This is a genomic window from Microbacterium sp. NPDC057944 (genome assembly GCF_042887445.1).
In the GTDB taxonomy this organism is placed as follows: domain Bacteria; phylum Actinomycetota; class Actinomycetes; order Actinomycetales; family Microbacteriaceae; genus Microbacterium; species Microbacterium natoriense.
In genome coordinates this window covers 753,707-771,169 of sequence record NZ_JBHVPJ010000002.1, presented here as the reverse complement: position 1 = coordinate 771,169, position 17,463 = coordinate 753,707, and the positions used below count along the sequence as shown (strand labels likewise).

General features: G+C 68.1%; 20 protein-coding genes. 17 read left to right on the top strand and 3 right to left on the bottom strand.

Annotation, left to right across the window (positions count from 1 at the left end; translation table 11 throughout):
- Nucleotides 1–68: 68 nt before the first annotated feature.
- On the bottom strand, nucleotides 69–647 hold the full coding sequence (locus ACFVRO_RS13165; RefSeq protein ID WP_386953002.1) for a DUF4395 domain-containing protein: 579 nt from the start codon (nucleotides 645–647) through the stop codon (nucleotides 69–71).
- A 20-nt stretch (nucleotides 648–667) separates the two neighbouring features.
- Nucleotides 668–1,078 carry a thioredoxin family protein gene (locus tag ACFVRO_RS13160; RefSeq protein WP_223586578.1) on the bottom strand — a complete coding sequence of 137 codons (411 nt, stop codon included), beginning with the start codon at nucleotides 1,076–1,078 and terminating at the stop codon, nucleotides 668–670.
- 95 nt (nucleotides 1,079–1,173) lie between these two features.
- Between ACFVRO_RS13160 and ACFVRO_RS13155 the strand changes: the two genes are divergently transcribed.
- Genes ACFVRO_RS13155 through ACFVRO_RS13145 form a run of 3 tightly spaced genes read left to right on the top strand, consistent with a single transcriptional unit; the run spans nucleotide 1,174 to nucleotide 3,219 of the window.
- Nucleotides 1,174–1,983, top strand: coding sequence for a thymidylate synthase (locus ACFVRO_RS13155; protein ID WP_386953001.1), 810 nt, complete (start codon nucleotides 1,174–1,176; stop codon nucleotides 1,981–1,983).
- Nucleotides 1,980–2,456 (top strand): dihydrofolate reductase, encoded by a 477-nt coding sequence (locus ACFVRO_RS13150; protein WP_386952998.1) that lies wholly within the window; start codon nucleotides 1,980–1,982, stop codon nucleotides 2,454–2,456. Before ACFVRO_RS13155 ends, ACFVRO_RS13150 begins: the two co-directional genes overlap by 4 nt.
- 1 nt (nucleotide 2,457) lies before the next feature.
- Nucleotides 2,458–3,219 (top strand): SDR family NAD(P)-dependent oxidoreductase, encoded by a 762-nt coding sequence (locus ACFVRO_RS13145; RefSeq protein ID WP_386952996.1) that lies wholly within the window; start codon nucleotides 2,458–2,460, stop codon nucleotides 3,217–3,219.
- A gap of 9 nt (nucleotides 3,220–3,228) precedes the next feature.
- Here the strand turns inward: ACFVRO_RS13145 and ACFVRO_RS13140 are convergent, their stop codons facing one another.
- Nucleotides 3,229–3,771, bottom strand: a complete 543-nt coding sequence (locus tag ACFVRO_RS13140; RefSeq protein WP_105676592.1) for an NUDIX hydrolase — start codon at nucleotides 3,769–3,771, stop codon at nucleotides 3,229–3,231.
- A gap of 39 nt (nucleotides 3,772–3,810) precedes the next feature.
- Here ACFVRO_RS13140 and ACFVRO_RS13135 point away from each other — a divergent pair, with 39 nt between their 5' ends.
- The 14 genes from ACFVRO_RS13135 (at nucleotide 3,811) to ACFVRO_RS13070 (ending at nucleotide 17,442) form a co-directional block, all read left to right on the top strand.
- Nucleotides 3,811–4,227: an EF-Tu/IF-2/RF-3 family GTPase gene (locus ACFVRO_RS13135; protein ID WP_386952994.1), complete on the top strand. Its 417-nt coding sequence runs from the start codon at nucleotides 3,811–3,813 to the stop codon at nucleotides 4,225–4,227.
- Between the two features lie 28 nt (nucleotides 4,228–4,255).
- Complete coding sequence (gene dapA / locus ACFVRO_RS13130) at nucleotides 4,256–5,233, top strand: 4-hydroxy-tetrahydrodipicolinate synthase (RefSeq protein WP_341942371.1); 978 nt, start codon at nucleotides 4,256–4,258, stop codon at nucleotides 5,231–5,233.
- A 53-nt stretch (nucleotides 5,234–5,286) separates the two neighbouring features.
- Complete coding sequence (locus ACFVRO_RS13125) at nucleotides 5,287–6,963, top strand: ribonuclease J (RefSeq protein ID WP_386952991.1); 1,677 nt, start codon at nucleotides 5,287–5,289, stop codon at nucleotides 6,961–6,963.
- A 64-nt stretch (nucleotides 6,964–7,027) separates the two neighbouring features.
- Nucleotides 7,028–7,522: a GNAT family N-acetyltransferase gene (locus ACFVRO_RS13120; RefSeq protein WP_105676586.1), complete on the top strand. Its 495-nt coding sequence runs from the start codon at nucleotides 7,028–7,030 to the stop codon at nucleotides 7,520–7,522.
- A gap of 68 nt (nucleotides 7,523–7,590) precedes the next feature.
- Nucleotides 7,591–10,332, top strand: a complete 2,742-nt coding sequence (locus ACFVRO_RS13115) for a DNA translocase FtsK (RefSeq protein ID WP_386952988.1) — start codon at nucleotides 7,591–7,593, stop codon at nucleotides 10,330–10,332.
- Nucleotides 10,332–10,907 (top strand): CDP-diacylglycerol--glycerol-3-phosphate 3-phosphatidyltransferase, encoded by a 576-nt coding sequence (gene pgsA, locus ACFVRO_RS13110; RefSeq protein ID WP_386952985.1) that lies wholly within the window; start codon nucleotides 10,332–10,334, stop codon nucleotides 10,905–10,907. Before ACFVRO_RS13115 ends, pgsA begins: the two co-directional genes overlap by 1 nt.
- On the top strand, nucleotides 10,904–11,386 hold the full coding sequence (locus ACFVRO_RS13105) for a CinA family protein (protein WP_386952982.1): 483 nt from the start codon (nucleotides 10,904–10,906) through the stop codon (nucleotides 11,384–11,386). The genes pgsA and ACFVRO_RS13105 overlap by 4 nt, the downstream gene beginning before the upstream one ends.
- Nucleotides 11,387–11,527: 141 nt before the next feature.
- Nucleotides 11,528–11,836: a helix-turn-helix domain-containing protein gene (locus ACFVRO_RS13100; protein WP_105676581.1), complete on the top strand. Its 309-nt coding sequence runs from the start codon at nucleotides 11,528–11,530 to the stop codon at nucleotides 11,834–11,836.
- An 18-nt stretch (nucleotides 11,837–11,854) separates the two neighbouring features.
- Nucleotides 11,855–12,079 (top strand): DUF3046 domain-containing protein, encoded by a 225-nt coding sequence (locus ACFVRO_RS13095; protein WP_386952979.1) that lies wholly within the window; start codon nucleotides 11,855–11,857, stop codon nucleotides 12,077–12,079.
- 267 nt (nucleotides 12,080–12,346) lie between these two features.
- Nucleotides 12,347–13,393, top strand: a complete 1,047-nt coding sequence (recA, locus tag ACFVRO_RS13090) for a recombinase RecA (RefSeq protein ID WP_386952977.1) — start codon at nucleotides 12,347–12,349, stop codon at nucleotides 13,391–13,393.
- A gap of 59 nt (nucleotides 13,394–13,452) precedes the next feature.
- Nucleotides 13,453–14,322, top strand: coding sequence for a regulatory protein RecX (locus ACFVRO_RS13085; RefSeq protein ID WP_386952974.1), 870 nt, complete (start codon nucleotides 13,453–13,455; stop codon nucleotides 14,320–14,322).
- Nucleotides 14,323–14,459: 137 nt separating this feature from the next.
- A complete protein-coding gene (miaB, locus tag ACFVRO_RS13080; RefSeq protein ID WP_386952971.1) occupies nucleotides 14,460–16,007 on the top strand; it encodes a tRNA (N6-isopentenyl adenosine(37)-C2)-methylthiotransferase MiaB in 1,548 nt (515 codons plus the stop codon).
- Complete coding sequence (miaA, locus tag ACFVRO_RS13075; RefSeq protein WP_386952968.1) at nucleotides 16,004–16,915, top strand: tRNA (adenosine(37)-N6)-dimethylallyltransferase MiaA; 912 nt, start codon at nucleotides 16,004–16,006, stop codon at nucleotides 16,913–16,915. Before miaB ends, miaA begins: the two co-directional genes overlap by 4 nt.
- Nucleotides 16,912–17,442, top strand: a complete 531-nt coding sequence (locus ACFVRO_RS13070; RefSeq protein WP_386952966.1) for a dihydrofolate reductase family protein — start codon at nucleotides 16,912–16,914, stop codon at nucleotides 17,440–17,442. Before miaA ends, ACFVRO_RS13070 begins: the two co-directional genes overlap by 4 nt.
- The last annotated feature ends 21 nt before the right edge of the window (nucleotides 17,443–17,463 follow it).

Below are 17,463 nucleotides of genomic sequence, written 5' to 3'. Positions count from 1 at the left end.
ACTGCCCGAGCGGCAGCGTCGCGTCCCGGCCAGCCTACCTACCGGGGCGACCCTGCGGAACAGCGCGCTCAGGCGGGGGAGGCGGCCCTGCCGATGAGTCCCGCGCGCTGGAGCAGCAGATAGAGCTGGCAGCCCAGGCAGAGCCCGAACGCGGCATTCAGGAAGGCGGCGATGAAGGCGGCGGCCGTCGCGATGGGGAGGGCCCACGGCACGCCGAGCAGGTGGAGCACGAGTCCGATCGTGACCACAAAGAGGCCCACTCCCTGAGCGAATCGCGGAGGGCGCGGGTCCTCGAGTTCGGTCGGGGGAGCGAGGCGGGGGCGCACAGCCCTGCGGAAGAGAACGCCCCAGGGGGCGGTCGACGGAGACACGACGCTCCACAGGAAGAGCAGGGCGATCACGAGCGTGAGCAGGAACGCAGGGTCGAGCACGCGCTGCACGAGAGACGCCGATGAGAGCGCCCACCCGTCCGAGGGGAAGGTCGCGTCCGCCAGCGGCTGATACGCGAACCAGCCGAAGGTCGCGGTGGTCGCCCGTGCGGTGGAGAGCCCGATGAGTCCGAGGAACGTGGCCGCGAGCAGCAGCACGGTCGTGATCGTCGCGGCGAAGCGGGGGCCGCGGGGGTCGATGCCGGCGGGAGTGGACATGGGGGACTCCAGACTGCGCCTCAGACGGCGGCGAGGGCTTCGGTGAGGGCGTGCCGGTGCGGTACGCCGTTGAATCGTGCGCGGACGGCTCCCGAGCCGTCGACGAGGAACGTCGTCGGCGTCTGCAGCACCCGGTAGCGGGTGGACAGGTCGGGGCGATGGGTCAGGTCGACCTCGATGTGAGCGAGCCCGTCGTCCTGCGTGGCGATCGTGCTGAGCATCCGCCTGACCTGCGGGCACCGAGCGCACATCTCCGTGCTGAACTGCACGAGCGTGGCCTTGGCGCCCAGCTCTGCGGCGGCATCCGCGGGGTCGAATCGCAGATGTCCGCCCCCTCTCCGGCGCCCGTCGAGCACGCGCAGGACCACTCCGACGAGCACGGCGACCACGAGGAGGACTCCCGCGATCGCGAGGGCGAGCAGTGGCGACATGCGAAGAGCGTACGTCCGTCCCGCCCCTGAGCGGGTCGATGTTTCGGAGTAAGACGCCCGAGCTCGTTCCGCGTGGGGACGGTAGTCTGGCTGTCATGAGCGAAGCCGTCCTGACGCCGTACGAAGACCTGCTCCGCGACGTGCTGGAGACCGGCACGCACAAGTCGGATCGCACCGGAACCGGCACCACGAGCGTGTTCGGACGGCAGATCCGCTTCGACCTCGCGAAGGGCTTCCCGCTCATCACCACGAAGCGCGTGCACTTCAAGTCCATCGCCTACGAACTGCTCTGGTTCCTGCGCGGCGACTCGAACGTGCGATGGCTGCAGGAGAACGGCGTCACCATCTGGGACGAATGGGCGGATGCCGAGGGCGACCTCGGTCCTGTCTACGGAGTGCAGTGGCGCTCGTGGCCGACGCCGGACGGCGAGAGCATCGACCAGCTGTCCGAGGTGATCGAGCAGATCAGGGCCACCCCTGACTCGCGTCGGCTCATCGTGTCGGCCTGGAATCCCGCCGACATCCCCGACATGGCGCTGGCTCCGTGCCACGCCCTGTTCCAGTTCTACGTCGCCGACGGCAAGCTGTCGTGCCAGCTGTATCAGCGCAGCGCCGATCTCTTCCTCGGCGTCCCGTTCAACATCGCCTCCTATGCGCTCCTCACGCTGATGGTCGCGCAGCAGGTCGGCCTGGAGCTCGGCGACTTCGTCTGGACCGGTGGCGACTGCCACATCTACGACAACCACGTCGAGCAGGTGCGCGAGCAGCTCTCGCGCGAGGCGTACCCCTATCCCACACTCCGCTTCGCGCGGACGCCCGAGTCGATCCTCGATTACCGATACGAGGACTTCGTCATCGAGGGCTACCAGCACCACGCCCCGATCCGTGCGGCGGTGGCCGTATGACGTGGGTGGGCCTGATCTGGGCGGAGGCGCACGGAGGCGTCATCGGCGCCGACGGGGGGATGCCGTGGCATGTTCCCGAGGACCTCGCGCACTTCAAGGACGTGACGCTCGGTGCGCCCGTCGTGATGGGCCGCAAGACCTGGGATTCACTGCCGGAGCGGTTCCGTCCGCTTCCCGGGCGCGAGAACATCGTCATCACGCGACAGCAGGACTGGGCGGGGGAGGGTGCGCGGCGCGCAGCCACCGTCGCCGAGGCGGTCCGCGGGCAGGAGCGGGTATGGGTCATCGGCGGCGCCGAGATCTTCCGCCAGGTGTCGGCGGATGCCGACCGTCTCGAGGTGACGGAGCTCGACGTCGACGTCGCGGGCGACGCCTACGCCCCGTCGAAGGCGGGATGGCGTCTCGTCGACGAGGGGGAGTGGCAGACCTCCCGCACCGGCATCCGCTACCGCTTCCTCGGATACGAGCGCTGAGATGCCCACCGCACTGATCACCGGAGCCAGCGCCGGCCTGGGCGCCGAGTTCGCCCGTCAGCTGGCCCGTCGCCGCGCCGACCTGATCCTGGTCGCGCGTTCCGGCGACGCCCTCGAGGAGCTCGCGACCGAGCTGCGAGGAACGTACGGTGTCGCCGTCGAGGTGCTCCCCGCCGACCTCGCCGTCGAGGGGGACGTCGAGCGGGTGGCCGCCCGGCTGCTCGACACCGCGGACCCCGTCGATCTGCTCGTCAACAACGCCGGCTTCGGCCTTCCGCTGCAGTTCGCCGACAACGACATCGCCGACGAGGTGCGCCATCTCCGCGTGCACGTCGAGGCCTCCATGCGCCTCATGCACGCCGCTCTGCAGACGATGCGCGGTCGCGGCGGCAGGATCATCAACGTCGCCTCGGTCGCCGGCTTCATCTCCCGTTCCACCTACTCGGCGTGCAAGAGCTGGCTGATCGGCTTCAGCCGCTGGGCGAACGCGGAGTACGCACGCGACGGAGTGACCGTGACGGCCCTGTGCCCGGGATTCGTTCACACGACCTTCCACGAGCGCATGGGGCTCGAACAGGGGCACGAGGGCGTGCCGAGCATCCTGTGGCTGCAGGCTCCCGATGTCGTGCGCGCTGGTCTGCGCGACGCGGCGCGCGGCAGGGCGGTCTCGATCCCGTCCCTGCGCTATAAGGCCGTCGTCGCTCTGACGCGCATCCTCCCGCGTGGGCTCACCTCGGGTGTCGCGCGCCGAGGACGGGTCTGAGGAAGGGGATCAGCGGAAGCGTCCGAGGCGGATCCCGGCGTACGCGATCGCGGCGACCGTCTCGCCGTCGGTGATGCGTCCGTCCGCGATCATCGCCAGCACCTCCGTGAACGGAACCCGTGTGACGGCGGCGATGCCCTCCTCGGCCTGACTATGCTTCGGGTCTTCGGCCGCACGTCGGAGGCCGCGGGCGAGGAACACGTGCTCCGGCGCATCCGCGATGCCGTTCAGGGCGTTCATGGTGCCGATCGCGGTCCACTCCGACGCTTCGAGCCCCGTCTCCTCGAGGAGCTCCCGGCGTGCGGCGACCAGCGGATCCTCCCCGTCGCTGCCGCCCGCGGGGACCTCGATCGATGTGCCGGTGGTGTACCGGTCGAGCGTGACCAGGCAGATGCGGTCCTCGTCGTCGACGGCCACCACGAACACGGCGGGATTCCTCATCGTCACCACGCCGTAGATGCCGTCGCCCGCAGGACCCGTGACCCGGTCCTCCCTGACCGAGATCCAGCTGTTCGCGTAGACCGTCGTCGATTCGTGCGTCTCCCAGACCATGGGACGAGCCTAGGTGCCCGGTCTGCCTAGGATCGACTCATGGGCTGGTTCGGGAGGAAGCGCGATCCCCAGGACGCGAACGAGATGCTGCGGCGGTACAACGACGCGGAGGCCGCCCGTCTGGCCAGGCTGGCGAACGGCACGTCAGCGGATGCCGCACGGCCGTCGTTCTCCGCAGCGGGATCCGTGGCGGAGTTCGCGGTGGAGGACGTCTTCACCATCACCGGCCGCGGACAGGTCGCCACCGGCACGGTCTCGTCAGGCGTGCTCCGCGTCGGCGACGCCGTGACCGTGCACCGCGGCGCGTCCGAGGTCGCGGTCTCGGAGATCACCGGCATCGAGATGTTCCGCAAGAAGGCGAACGAGGCGACCGTGGGGACGATGGCAGGGCTCCTGCTCCGAGGGAAGCTCGACATCGCCCGGGGCGACGTCATCCGGGCTCGTTCGTCAGCGTGAGCGGCATCCGAACCGATACGCTGGAGGCATGACGCACTCGGGCAACCCCTTCGGACAGGTTCTCGTCGCGCTCGTCACTCCGATGACGGCCGACGGTGAAGTCGACTGGCCCGCCGTCGAGAAGCACATGGATGACGTCATCACCGCGGGTGCTGACGGCATCGTCGTGACGGGAACGACCGGCGAGACCTCCACTCTGACCGACCCTGAGAAGCTCAAGCTCGTCGAGGTCGGCAAGTCCGTGTCGGCGGGACGCGCGAAGATCATCACCGGCGGCGGGTCCAACGAGACCGCGCACGCGATCGAGCTGTACAAGGCCAGCGAGAAGGCCGGCGCCGACGGCATCATGATCGTCACGCCGTACTACAACAAGCCGACCCAGGCGGGCATCCTCACGCACTTCCGGCTCGTCGCCGACGCCACCGACCTGCCGGTGATCCTCTACGACATCCCCGGCCGCACCGGCGTGCCCATCAAGTACGAGACGATCCTGCGCCTCGCGAAGCACCCCAACATCCTCGCCGTGAAAGACGCCAAGGGCGACTTCTCCGAGGTCAGCCGGGTGCTCAACCAGACCGACCTGATGTACTTCTCTGGCGATGACGCGAACGTGCTCCCGCACCTCGCGATCGGCGCGACGGGCCTCATCGGCGTCACCGCGAACATCACCGCCACCCCGTACCGCACCATCGTCGACGCGGTGAACCGCGGCGACCTCGCCACGGCGACCGCAGAGCACAAGCGCCTCGAGCCGCTCGTGCGCGCCGCGATGACGCATGTGCCCGGCACGGTGGCGGCGAAGTACATCCTGCACGGACTCGGCCGCATCTCGAGCCCGCGCGTCCGTCTGCCCCTGGTCGGTCCGGAGGAGTGGGAGGCCGCCCTCATCGAGGACGAGCTCGCTCTCGTCACTGACGTGCCGGGCGCAGACTTCTCGAACTTCCGCCCCGACCGCAACGCGGCTGCGGGCGGCGCCCTGCCCAAGGTGCACGGCACGACGCGCTGACCCGCGTCGCCATGAACGAACGGACGCGCACAGTGTCCGACTGAGGAGACAGCATGTCCATCCCCATCGCAGATCCTGCCGCACTCGACGAGGGGACCCTGCGCGTCACGCCGCTCGGCGGCCTCGGCGAGATCGGTCGCAACATGACCATCTTCGAGTTCGACGGCAAGATCCTGATCGTCGACTGCGGTGTGCTCTTCCCCGAGGAGCACCAGCCGGGCGTCGACCTGATCCTTCCCGACTTCGAGCCGATCAGGCACCGCCTCGATGACATCGTCGGCGTCGTGCTGACGCACGGCCACGAGGACCACATCGGCGCCGTCCCCTATCTGCTGCGCATGAAGAGCGACATCCCGCTGATCGGCTCCGGGCTGACCCTCGCCCTCGTCGAGGCGAAGCTCAAGGAGCACCGGATCAAGGCATTCACCCTGACGGTGAAGGAGGGGCAGCAGGAGAAGGTCGGCCCCTTCGACCTCGAGTTCGTCGCGGTGAACCACTCGATCCCCGATGCCCTCGCCGTCGTGATCCGCACGCCCGCGGGCATGGTGCTCGCCACCGGCGACTTCAAGATGGACCAGCTCCCGCTCGACGGACGCATCACGGATCTCCGTGCGTTCTCGCGCCTGGGTGAAGAGGGCGTCGACCTCTTCCTGGTGGACTCGACGAACGCCGACGTGCCGGGGTTCACCCCGACCGAGCGGTCGATCGGCCCCGTGCTCGATCAGGTGATCGGCAAGGCTCCTCGTCGCGTGATCGTCGCGAGCTTCTCCAGCCACGTGCACCGCGTGCAGCAGGTCATCGACGCCGCGCACGCGCACGGGCGCCGTGTCGCGTTCCTCGGACGCTCGATGGTGCGCAACATGACCATCGCCGAGCAGCTGGGCTACCTCAAGGTGCCCAACAACGTGCTCATCGACTTCAAGAAGGCGCGCGACCTTCCCGACGAGCAGATCGTGTACATGTCGACCGGTTCTCAGGGCGAGCCGATGGCCGTGCTCAGCCGCATGGCAAACATGGACCACGCGATCGAGGTCAGCGAGGGCGACACCGTCATCCTCGCCTCCAGCCTCATCCCCGGCAACGAGAACGCGGTGTACCGCGTGATCGACGGCCTCACCAAGCTCGGCGCGAACGTGGTCCACAAGGCGAACGCCCGCGTGCACGTGTCAGGCCACGCCGCGGCCGGAGAGCTGCTGTACTGCTACAACATCCTCAAGCCGAAGAACGTGCTCCCCGTGCACGGCGAGTACCGCCACCTGATCGCGAACGCCAAGCTCGCGCAGGACACCGGGATCGCCGAGGAGCGCACGATCATCGCCTCGAACGGCACGGTGATCGACCTCAAGGACGGTGACGCCAAGGTCGTCGGACAGCTCGACCTCGGATTCGTGTACGTCGACGGCTCGACCGTCGGAGAGATCACGGACGCCGACCTGAAGGACCGTCGGATCCTCGGCGAGGAGGGCTTCGTCTCGGTCATCGTGGTGGTGGATGCCGGAACCGGTCGCATCATCTCCGGCCCCGAGATCCACGCGCGCGGCATCGCCGAGGACGACTCCGTGTTCGACGACGTCGTGCCGAAGATCGTCGCGGCGCTCAAGGAGGCCTCGGGCAACGGCGTGCGCGACACGCACGCGCTGTCGCAGGTCGTGCGACGCACGATCGGGCGCTGGGTCAACCAGAAGCTCCGTCGCCGTCCGATGATCGTCCCGCTCGTCATCGAGGCGTGAGGGCGGGCTCCGACTCACAGGAGCGCGTCATCCGGTTGTAACGGGACCGGCCTAGGCTCTGGTCATGCCAGAGGACTTCACGATCCGCGCCGCCGTCCAGAGCGACGGCAGCTTCCTCGGCGATATGGTCGTCGAAGCGGCGAACTGGCGGGGGCGCTCACCTCGTGCTCGGCATGAGATCCTCACCTCCGTCGAGCATCGCCGGTACATCGCCGGGTGGATGAGGCCCGCGGATGCCGGATTCGTCGCGGTCGACTCCGACGATCGACCGATCGGGGCGGCCTGGTATCGGATGCTGCCGCCGAGCGATCCGGGTCTGGGCTTCGTCGAGACGGCTGTTCCCGAGCTGATCATCGGCGTGCAGCCGATCTGGCGGGCTCACGGCGCGGGGCGAGCCCTGCTGCGACGGCTTCTGAGTCGCGCACGCGAGCAGGGGCACCGACGGCTCAGCCTGAGCGTGGAGCGCGACAACTTCGCGCGCACTCTCTACCGGTCGGAGGGCTTCGTGGTCACGCACGCTCTGCCCGATCGCGACACCATGGTGCATCGCCTGTCCTGAGCGCCCGGATCACCGGAATGCCGCGTCATTACGCGGCTTTGTCGGTTGCTGGCCGTAACGTGAGTCCCATGGCCAGGAGCACCACGAAGTCCGAGCGCGCATCGGAGAGCGCGCCGTCGCGCCCGAAGCGGCAGGCCACTCCGAAGCGGCAAGCCGCGCCGCGCGCCCAGGCCGCGCCGAAGAAGTACATCGACGAGGCCGAGAAGCCTCCCGTCCTCGTGCGCGCCTGGAACGGTATCGCCCACGGCGTCGGCGGCATGTTCCGCGCCTTCGGCCCAGAAACGCTGGAGAAGGACGACCGGCGCGACGGATTCCCGTTCCTCCTGGTTCTGCTCGCCATCGCCGGAGCCGTGAACGAGTGGTTCTTCATCGGCAACGAGGTCGCGGGCAACATCAGCGCCTACTCGGTCGGACTCCTCGTCGGGCGCGTCGCCTTCGTGATGCCCGTGCTGCTGCTCCTGCTCGCCGGATGGCTCTTCCGGCACCCCTCGTCGGTGCATGACAACGGGCGCATCGGCATCGGCTTCGGCCTCTTCGCCATCACGATGGCCGGTTTCTGCCACATCGCCGGCGGCATGCCGCAGCCCAGGGAGGGCATGGTCTCCCTGAGCGCTGCGGGCGGTCTGTTCGGCTGGATGGTCGGTCAGCCGCTGAGCTACCTGACCACGATCCCCGCCTACATCGTCCTCGCGCTGCTCGCGGGCCTCAGCATCCTCATCCTCACGAAGACGCCGCCGAACCGCATCGGGCAGCGCCTCGGCGACCTGTACGCCTGGATGTTCGACGCGGAGCGCGCCGAGAAGCCGGCGAAGGATGCCGCGGCGATCGACGAGGCCGACAAGGTCGACGACCCCGATGTCCTGCCGTGGTGGCGCCGCAACAAGACCGGTCGCGAGGAGGATCCCGATGAGGGATCGCTCGACTCCGACGACATCACGGCGCTGCTCACCACGACCGACGCGACACCCGCCTACGACCAGGCGATCACCGTCGCCGACCCCTACGACGCCGCCACCGAGGTGCTGTCCGATGTGCGCTCCGTGACCGACGCGCTGGCGGAGCAGCAGACGACCGCGCTCCTCGACGACTCCGACACGGGCGAGATGCCCGAGCTCCCCGGCCTCGACGGCTTCGGCACCGAAGGCCCGGGGGAGGGCGGCCCGCAGGCGCCGCTCGCTCCGTACATCCTTCCGTCTCCCGGCGTGCTCGCCGAGGGCCCGCCCTCTGTGGCGCGCTCCGAGGCCAACGACCGGATCGTCGAGCAGATCACGAGCGTCCTGTCGCAGTTCAACGTCGACGCCAAGGTCACCGGTTTCTCGCGCGGTCCGACGGTCACGCAGTACGAGGTCGAAGTCGGCCACGGTGTCAAGGTCGAGAAGATCCTCCAGCTGAGCAACAACTTCGCCTACGCCGTGGCGTCGAACGACGTGCGCATCCTCTCGCCGATCCCCGGCAAGAGCGCGATCGGCATCGAGATCCCCAACACCGACCGCGAGACGGTGGCGCTCGGCGACGTCCTGCGATCGCAGGCGGCCCTGAAGAACACTCATCCGCTCACGATCGGCGTCGGAAAGGACGTCGGCGGCAACTTCGTCACGGCGAACCTCGCGAAGATGCCTCACCTCCTCGTGGCCGGTTCCACCGGCTCGGGTAAGTCGAGCTTCGTGAACTCGATGATCACCAGCCTTCTCATGCGCGCGCGCCCCTCCGACGTGCGCATGGTGCTGATCGACCCGAAGCGTGTCGAGCTCACCAGCTACGCCGGCGTGCCGCATCTCATCACGCCCATCATCACGAACCCCAAGAAGGCAGCCGAGGCGCTGCAGTGGGTCGTGAAGGAGATGGACATGCGGTACGACGACCTCGCGTCGTTCGGCTTCCGCCACATCGACGACTTCAACCGGGCCGTGCGCGCGGGGGAGGTCGAGGTGCCCGTCGGCAGCGAGCGGGTGCTCAAGCCGTACCCGTACCTCCTCGTCGTCGTCGACGAGCTCGCCGATCTCATGATGGTCGCCCCGCGAGACGTCGAGGACTCGATCGTGCGCATCACGCAGCTCGCCCGCGCCTCCGGCATCCACCTGGTGCTCGCCACGCAGCGGCCGAGCGTCGACGTCGTGACCGGTCTGATCAAGGCCAACGTGCCGTCGCGCCTCGCCTTCGCCGTCACCAGCGTGACGGACAGCCGCGTCATCCTCGACAGCCCCGGCGCCGACAAGCTGATCGGCCAGGGCGACGCCCTGTTCTCGCCGATGGGTTCGTCGAAGCCGTTCCGTCTGCAGGGCGCCTGGGTCGATGAGAAGGAGATCGACGCCGTCGTCAAACACGTCACCCGTCAGGCGCGCCCGGAGTACCGCTCCGATGTGCAGGAGGCGATGGACCCGGCCAAGAAGAAGGACGTCGACGAGGACATCGGCGACGATCTCGAGCTGCTGCTCGCCGCTGCGGAGCTCATCGTGTCCTCTCAGTTCGGATCCACCTCGATGCTCCAGCGCAAGCTCCGCGTCGGCTTCGCCAAGGCGGGACGCCTGATGGATCTCCTCGAATCGCGCGAGATCGTCGGCCCGTCCGAAGGGTCGAAGGCCCGCGACGTGCTGGCCACCGCAGAGCAGCTTCCGCAGGTGCTCGCGAAGCTCAGGGGAGTCGACGCGCCCGCAGCCTCCTCGGCCTCGGCTGCGCCGGCGGCTCCGGTCGCGCAGGCGCCTGCGGTGCCGGCGCACTCCTACGACCCGATCGAGGCGCAGTTCGAAGGACTGCCGGTCGTCGAAGCAGAGGGCGATGAAGACGCCTGGGGCCTGACGGGGCGCGACTGATGTCCATTCCCCGGCAGCTGCCCAATGCGATCACGATCGCCCGCATCCCGCTCGCCGTCGTCTTCTTCGTGCTTCTTCTGCTCGGTGGCACGTATGGGGATGGCGACATCGTTCTGCGCTGGGTCGCGGCGGCGCTGTTCATCGTCGCGATCTCGACGGACTGGGTAGACGGCTACCTCGCTCGCCGGTACGACATCGTCAGCGACTTCGGCAAGCTGTGGGACCCGATCGCCGACAAGCTCCTCACGGGGGCGGGGTTCATCGGACTCGCGATCCTCGGCGAGGTGAACTGGTGGCTGGTCGCGATCATCCTCGTGCGCGAGTGGGGCATCACCGTCCACCGCCTGATGATCGTGAACGAGCACGTGGTCGCCGCGGCCTGGATGGGGAAGATCAAGACGGCTGTGCAGGGCGTCGCCCTGTCGTGGGCGCTGCTCCCGTTGCACGTGCTGATCGGACGAGAGCCGTGGACGCTCGTGACCGCTGTTCTCATGGTCATCGTCCTCGTGCTCACTGTCGCCAGCGGCATCGACTACATCGTCGCCCAGGTCCGTGGAGCCCGGCGAGCGTCGTGAGCGCAGCCTCCGACGCCCTGGCCGCGCTCGACGCGCGAGGGTGGACCCTCGGCGTCGCGGAGTCTCTCACCGGTGGCGCCCTCTGCTCGGCGCTGGTCGGCGTCCCCGGCGCGTCCGCCGTACTGCTCGGCGGGGTCGTCGCCTACGCGACGCCGGTCAAGCACACCCTCCTGGGCGTCGACGCAGACCTGCTCGACACGCACGGTGCTGTGCATCCGGAGGTCGCGGCGCAGATGGCGCGGGGCGTCAGGAGCGCAGTGGCCATCGGAGGACGCTCGGCCGATGTCGGAGTGTCGACGACGGGCATCGCCGGTCCGGACTCGCCGGACGGGCAGCCGGTGGGAACGGTGCACATCGGCGTGGCGACCCCCGTCGTGGAGGTGAGCCGCGCGTTCGTGTTCACGGGCGATCGCGCTGCGATCAGAGCCCAGACTGTCGACGCTGCGCTTGCGATCCTGCGAGAGCTCGTCGGGGAATAGAAATCCCCAGGGCAAAGTTGACATGAGTGTGCTCACATTCAAACCACAGGGTGAAAGAGTAGATTCTGTGCATGCCAGTGGTATTAGACTGGCGATCTCGTCGGAGGAGACTCCGGCGGACCGAACGGGGAGGAGGTTCCGATGATTCTTGTCAGGCAGGAAATCGGCGATGTGCTGAGGGACTTCCGTCTGCAGAAGGGGCGCACCCTCCGGCAGGTCGCAAGCAAGGCGTCTGTGGCGCTGGGCTATCTCAGTGAGGTCGAGCGAGGGCAGAAGGAGGCCTCGAGCGAGATCCTCGCTTCGGTCGCCGATGCGCTCGACGTCCCCATCTCGATCATCATGCGCGAAGTCGGAGATCGCATCTCCGTGCTCGAGGGTCTCCAGGTGTTCCCGGACGTCGTTCCCGACGATCTGGTCGCGTCGATCGAGCCGCAGCTCTCGCTGCGCTGATCGGTCCCCCGCATCTCCATGCGCCGTAGCGAGTTCCTCCGTGCGGTCGATGCGGAGTTCCAGGGCAGAGCCCTCTCTCTGGTGAACGACCTCGTCCTGTCTCAGCTCGCGGGCCGTACGGCGCTCGAAGCGCTGGATGCCGGTGTTCCTCCTCGCGACATCTGGCTCGCGCTGTGCGATGAGACCGACGTCCCGTTGGCGCGTCGGCACGGTGCCGGGCGTCTGGAACCGCGGAGGCGCTGAACAGATCATGAGTGTTCGAGTGCTCCGCATTCCGACACGCCGAGCGCACAAGGTGCTCGAATATCTGTTCGAGGCCGCGTAGTCTTCTGCACAAGTGGTTCAGGAACCGTGTTCTGCACAGTTCGTGGGCGTTCCGACTCGATGTCGGAGGCCCCCCGTACGGTGAAGACATGGCCACGGAGCCATACGTCTTGTCGGAGAGTTCGCCCAGCCTGGGGGAGCCGCGACAGCCTACAGACGGCAACACGCGAGCAGAAGGAACACATCATGCCATCACCCGCAGACCGCGAGAAGTCCCTCGAGACAGCACTCGCTCAGATCGACCGCCAGTTCGGAAAGGGCTCGGTCATGCGGCTGGGGAGCGACGAGCGCGCCCCCGTCGCCGTCATCCCGACCGGTTCCATTGCTCTCGACGTCGCGCTCGGCGTCGGTGGTCTGCCGCGTGGCCGCATCGTCGAGATCTATGGCCCTGAGTCCTCGGGTAAGACGACCCTGACCCTCCACGCGATCGCCAATGCGCAGCGGGCGGGAGGCATCGCAGCGTTCATCGACGCCGAGCACGCGCTCGACCCCGACTACGCGGCGAAGCTCGGTGTCGACATCGACGCTCTTCTCGTCTCGCAGCCCGATACGGGTGAGCAGGCGCTCGAGATCGCCGACATGCTCGTCCGTTCCGGTGCCATCGACCTCATCGTCATCGACTCCGTGGCGGCGCTCGTGCCTCGCGCGGAGATCGAGGGCGAGATGGGCGACTCGCACGTGGGTCTCCAGGCCCGACTCATGTCTCAGGCGCTGCGAAAGCTCACGGGTGGCCTGAACCAGACCAACACGACGATGATCTTCATCAACCAGCTGCGCGAGAAGATCGGAGTCTTCTTCGGATCTCCGGAGACCACCGCCGGTGGAAAGGCGCTCAAGTTCTATGCGTCGGTCCGCCTAGACATCCGTCGTATCGAGACGCTGAAGGACGGCACGGATGCCGTGGGAAACCGTACGCGCGTCAAGGTCGTCAAGAACAAGATGGCTCCGCCGTTCAAGCAGGCGGAGTTCGACATCCTCTACGGCATCGGCATCTCCCGCGAGGGCAGCCTGATCGACTTCGGCGTGGAGCACGGCATCGTGAAGAAGTCCGGTTCCTGGTACACCTACGACGGTGACCAGCTCGGCCAGGGCAAGGAGAACGCGCGGTCGTTCCTCCTCAAGAACCCTGACATCGCGCTGGCCATCGAGACCCAGATCAAGCAGAAGCTCGGCATCGGTGTGCAGGCCGAGGCGGCCCCGACCGACGAGCTCGCCGAGCGTCGCCCGGCGTGATCGTGCTGCGGTATCGGCCCGAGGTCGTGTGCCGCCCTGCTCAAAGATCGGAGTGACCCATGGACGAATCTGAGCGGATTGCGCCGGTGATCCCGCTGTTCGGCGGCCCTGCGGCAGCGAGCAGCGACAGATTCGGCGCGACGGTCGAACATGAGGCCGCTGCCGTGGATGCTCCTGAGCCCGGTGCGGTGGGGGAGAACGTCGAGGACGTCTTCTCTCACCGCACCGGTGACGATGCATGGCGGTCGACCTGGGATGCGTCGAGCGAGCGTACGGCGACGAGTCGCGTCGCCGACGCAGGCCGTCCCAGCGACCGTCATCCGGCACGAGGCGGTCTGGAGAGGTCCGCTCCGAGACTGCGTGCCCTGCAGTCTCCGGATGCGGTGGAGGAAGCCGGCGACGGCCTCGATCCGGCCGAGATCCGAGAGTCGGCGGAGGAGCTTCTCGTGCGCAAGCTGCGCGCGAGATCGCTTTCCATCTCGGAAGCGCAGATGGTGCTGAAGGGGTTCGAGGTGCAGGGGCAGCGGCTCGACGCGGCACAGATCGACGACGTGATCGACGACTTCTGCCGTCGCGGCTACCTCGACGATGCGGTGCTCGCCGCCCAGCTCGTCACCTCCGGAGTGGAGCGGAAGAAGCAGGGGAGGGTCGCCGTCTCACGGGCTCTCGCCCAGCGTGGCCTCCCTCGCGATGTGATCGATGCGGCGCTCGACGAGCTCCCCGACGACGACATCGAGCGGGCGCTCGAATTCGCTCGCACCAAGATGCGGTCGCTGGCGCGGCTCGATCCGGAGACCGCGAAGCGCCGACTCACCGGCCAACTCGCTCGTCGTGGCTATCCGGGAGGGGTGGTCTCGAACGTGGTTCGGACGGTCACCGCCGAGCAGTTCGGCGGTCGGCGGCCTTCTTCGGGCGTGCGCTTCGAGTAGTCGCGTTCGACGGCGTGCTCTTCGAGCATGATCCCAACGGGTTCCTGGTCGACGCTTCGGTGACGTTCGACGCGGTCAGGGGAACGAGGCATTCCTGAGCGCGAGAAGACGCCACTCGAACGTAGAATTGACCCATCATGACTATCCCGCGCAGTGAACCGACGATCATCGATGCCTCGTCGGCAGCAGTCGACAGCGACGGGCGGCAGCGCTCGTACGAAGTGCGCACCTTCGGGTGCCAGATGAATGTGCACGACTCCGAGCGGCTCTCGGGCTCGCTGGAGAGCGCCGGCTACGTCCGGGCGGCCGACGGCGCAGAGGCCGACGTCGTGATCATCAACACGTGCGCGGTCCGCGACAACGCGGCAGGCAAGCTCTACGGAACCCTCGGCCAGCTCGCTTCTGTCAAGCGCCGCAAGGACGGCATGCAGATCGCCGTCGGCGGATGCCTCGCCCAGATGGACAAGCAGGCCGTGCTCGACAAGGCGCCGTGGGTCGACGTGGTCTTCGGCACGCACAACATGGGCTCTCTCCCGGGGCTTCTGGAGCGGGCCCGTCACAACGGCGAGGCTGAGCTCGAGATCCTCGAGTCGCTCGAGGTGTTCCCCTCGACGCTCCCGACGAAGCGCGACTCGGCACACAGCGGCTGGGTGTCGATCTCGGTCGGCTGCAACAACACCTGCACCTTCTGCATCGTCCCGCACCTGCGGGGCAAGGAGAAGGACCGCCGGCCCGGCGACATCCTGAACGAGATCCGACTGCTCGTCGAGGACGGCGCTATCGAGGTCACGCTGCTCGGTCAGAACGTCAACTCCTACGGGGTCGAGTTCGGCGACCGGCAGGCGTTCGGCAAGCTGCTCCGCGCCGCAGGTGAGATCGAGGGGCTCGAGCGCATCCGCTTCACCAGTCCGCACCCCGCCGCATTCACCGATGACGTGATCGACGCCATGGCGGAGACTCCGAGCGTCATGCCGCAGCTGCACATGCCGCTCCAGTCGGGCAGCGACAGCATCCTCAAGGCGATGCGTCGCTCGTACCGCAGCGAGCGGTTCCTCGGCATCATCGAACGCGTACGGGAGCGCATTCCGCACGCGGCGATCACCACCGACATCATCGTGGGCTTCCCCGGCGAGACCGACGAGGACTTCGAAGACACCATGCGGGTCGTCGAGCAGTCCCGGTTCTCGGGGGCGTTCACATTCCAGTACTCGATCCGCGAGGGCACGCCTGCGGCGACCATGCCGGACCAGGTTCCCAAGGCCGTCGTCCAGGAGCGCTACGAACGGCTGATCGCCCTGCAGGAGCGCATCTCCCTCGAGGAGAACCAGAAGCAGGTCGGCCGAGAGGTCGAGGTGCTGGTCTCCGTCGGCGAAGGCAAGAAGGACGCCGAGACGCATCGGCTCACCGGTCGCGGCGAGGACAACCGTCTCGTGCATTTCGAAGTCACCCCCGGCTCCGAGCTCCCGCGTCCGGGCGACGTCGTCACCGTGTCCATCACGCACGCTGCTCCGTTCCACCTGCTCGCCGACGATCCTTCTGGACGGCCGCTGCGCATCCGGCGCACCCGCGGCGGAGACGCCTGGGACCGCTCGCAGGCCGAGTCGTGCGCGGTGCCTGCTCCGGAAGCTGACGGTGGGCCGCGCGCGGTCTCGCTGGGGCTGCCGACGCTGCGCGTGGGCGTGTGACGAGACCGCGTCTCTGGACGGTCGTCGGCGCGACCGGCACCGGGAAGAGCGACCTCGCTCTCGATCTCGCCGAGGAGCTCCGCGCACGCGGCAACCCCGCGGAGATCGTGAACGCCGACGCGATGCAGTTCTACCGCGGCATGGACATCGGCACCGCGAAGCTGTCCCCGGAGGAGCGCCGCGGGATCGCGCACCATCTGCTCGATGTGAGGGACGTCACCGAGGAGGCGGCGGTCGCGTGGTACCAGCCGCTCGCCCGCGCAGCGATCGGAGAGATCCACTCGCGCGGCGGTGATGCGATCCTCGTCGGAGGATCGGGCCTCTACGTGTCGAGCGTCGTCTTCGACTTCCGATTCCCGCCTCGCGATCCCGCGCTCAGAGCCCGATTGGAGAGCGAGCTGGAGTCACTCGGCGGCGCGGCGCTGATGGCGCGGCTGCGCGAAGCCGACCCCGAGACGGCAGCCCGTGTCGATCCGCACAACGGCCGCCGTATCGTCCGTGCCCTCGAAGTGCTGGAGCAGGGCGGCACCACACACGGCGCTGCGCTGCCGGAGGCCCCGGTCCTCTGGCATCCCGAGACCAGGCTCGTCGGGCTCCATGTCGACAGGCCCGCGCTCGTCGAGCGTCTCGACGCGCGCGTCGACCGCATGTGGGAGGCCGGTCTCGTCGACGAGGTCGCCGATCTGCGCGCTCGAGGCCTCGAGGGCGGGGTCACGGCGAGCAGGGCCATCGGCTACGCACAGGCACTCGGACAGCTCGACGGTCGGCTCACGCCGGCGGAAGCCATCGCCGAGACCCAGGCCCTGACTCGACGCTACGCCCGGAGGCAGGTGTCGTGGTTCAAGCGGTACCCGGGGATCGAGTGGCGCGAGCCGATGTCTGATGTCCGCGGCATGCTGGAGGCATGACCACCCACTACTACACGGCGTCCAGCCTCGACGGCTTCATCGCGACCGCCGACCATTCGCTGGAATGGCTCCTGAAGCAGGACATCGACATGGACGGGCCGATGGCCTATCCGGGCTTCGTCGAGACGATCGGGGCTCTCGCTATGGGGGCGTCGACCTACGAGTGGGTGATGCGCGCCGAAGAAGGCCGGTGGGGCTACGCGCAGCCGACGTGGGTGTTCAGTCATCGCGAGCTCGCGCTTCCCGAGACGGGTGACGTGCGCCTCACATCGTCCGACGTGCGGGACGTGCACGCCCAGATGATCGAGGCTGCCGACGGGAAGGACCTGTGGATCGTCGGCGGCGGCGGCCTGGCGGGTCAGTTCGCGGATGCCGGTCTCCTCGACGAGGTCTGGGTGCAGTATGCGCCGGTGACTCTGGGCTCCGGTGCCCCGCTTCTCCCGCGCGCACTCGACCTCGAGCTGATCGACGTCGCCCGCAACCGCAACTTCCTCTGCGGGCGGTACCGGGTGCTGAAGGGCGAGTGAGCGCGCGCAATAGTGTGGAGG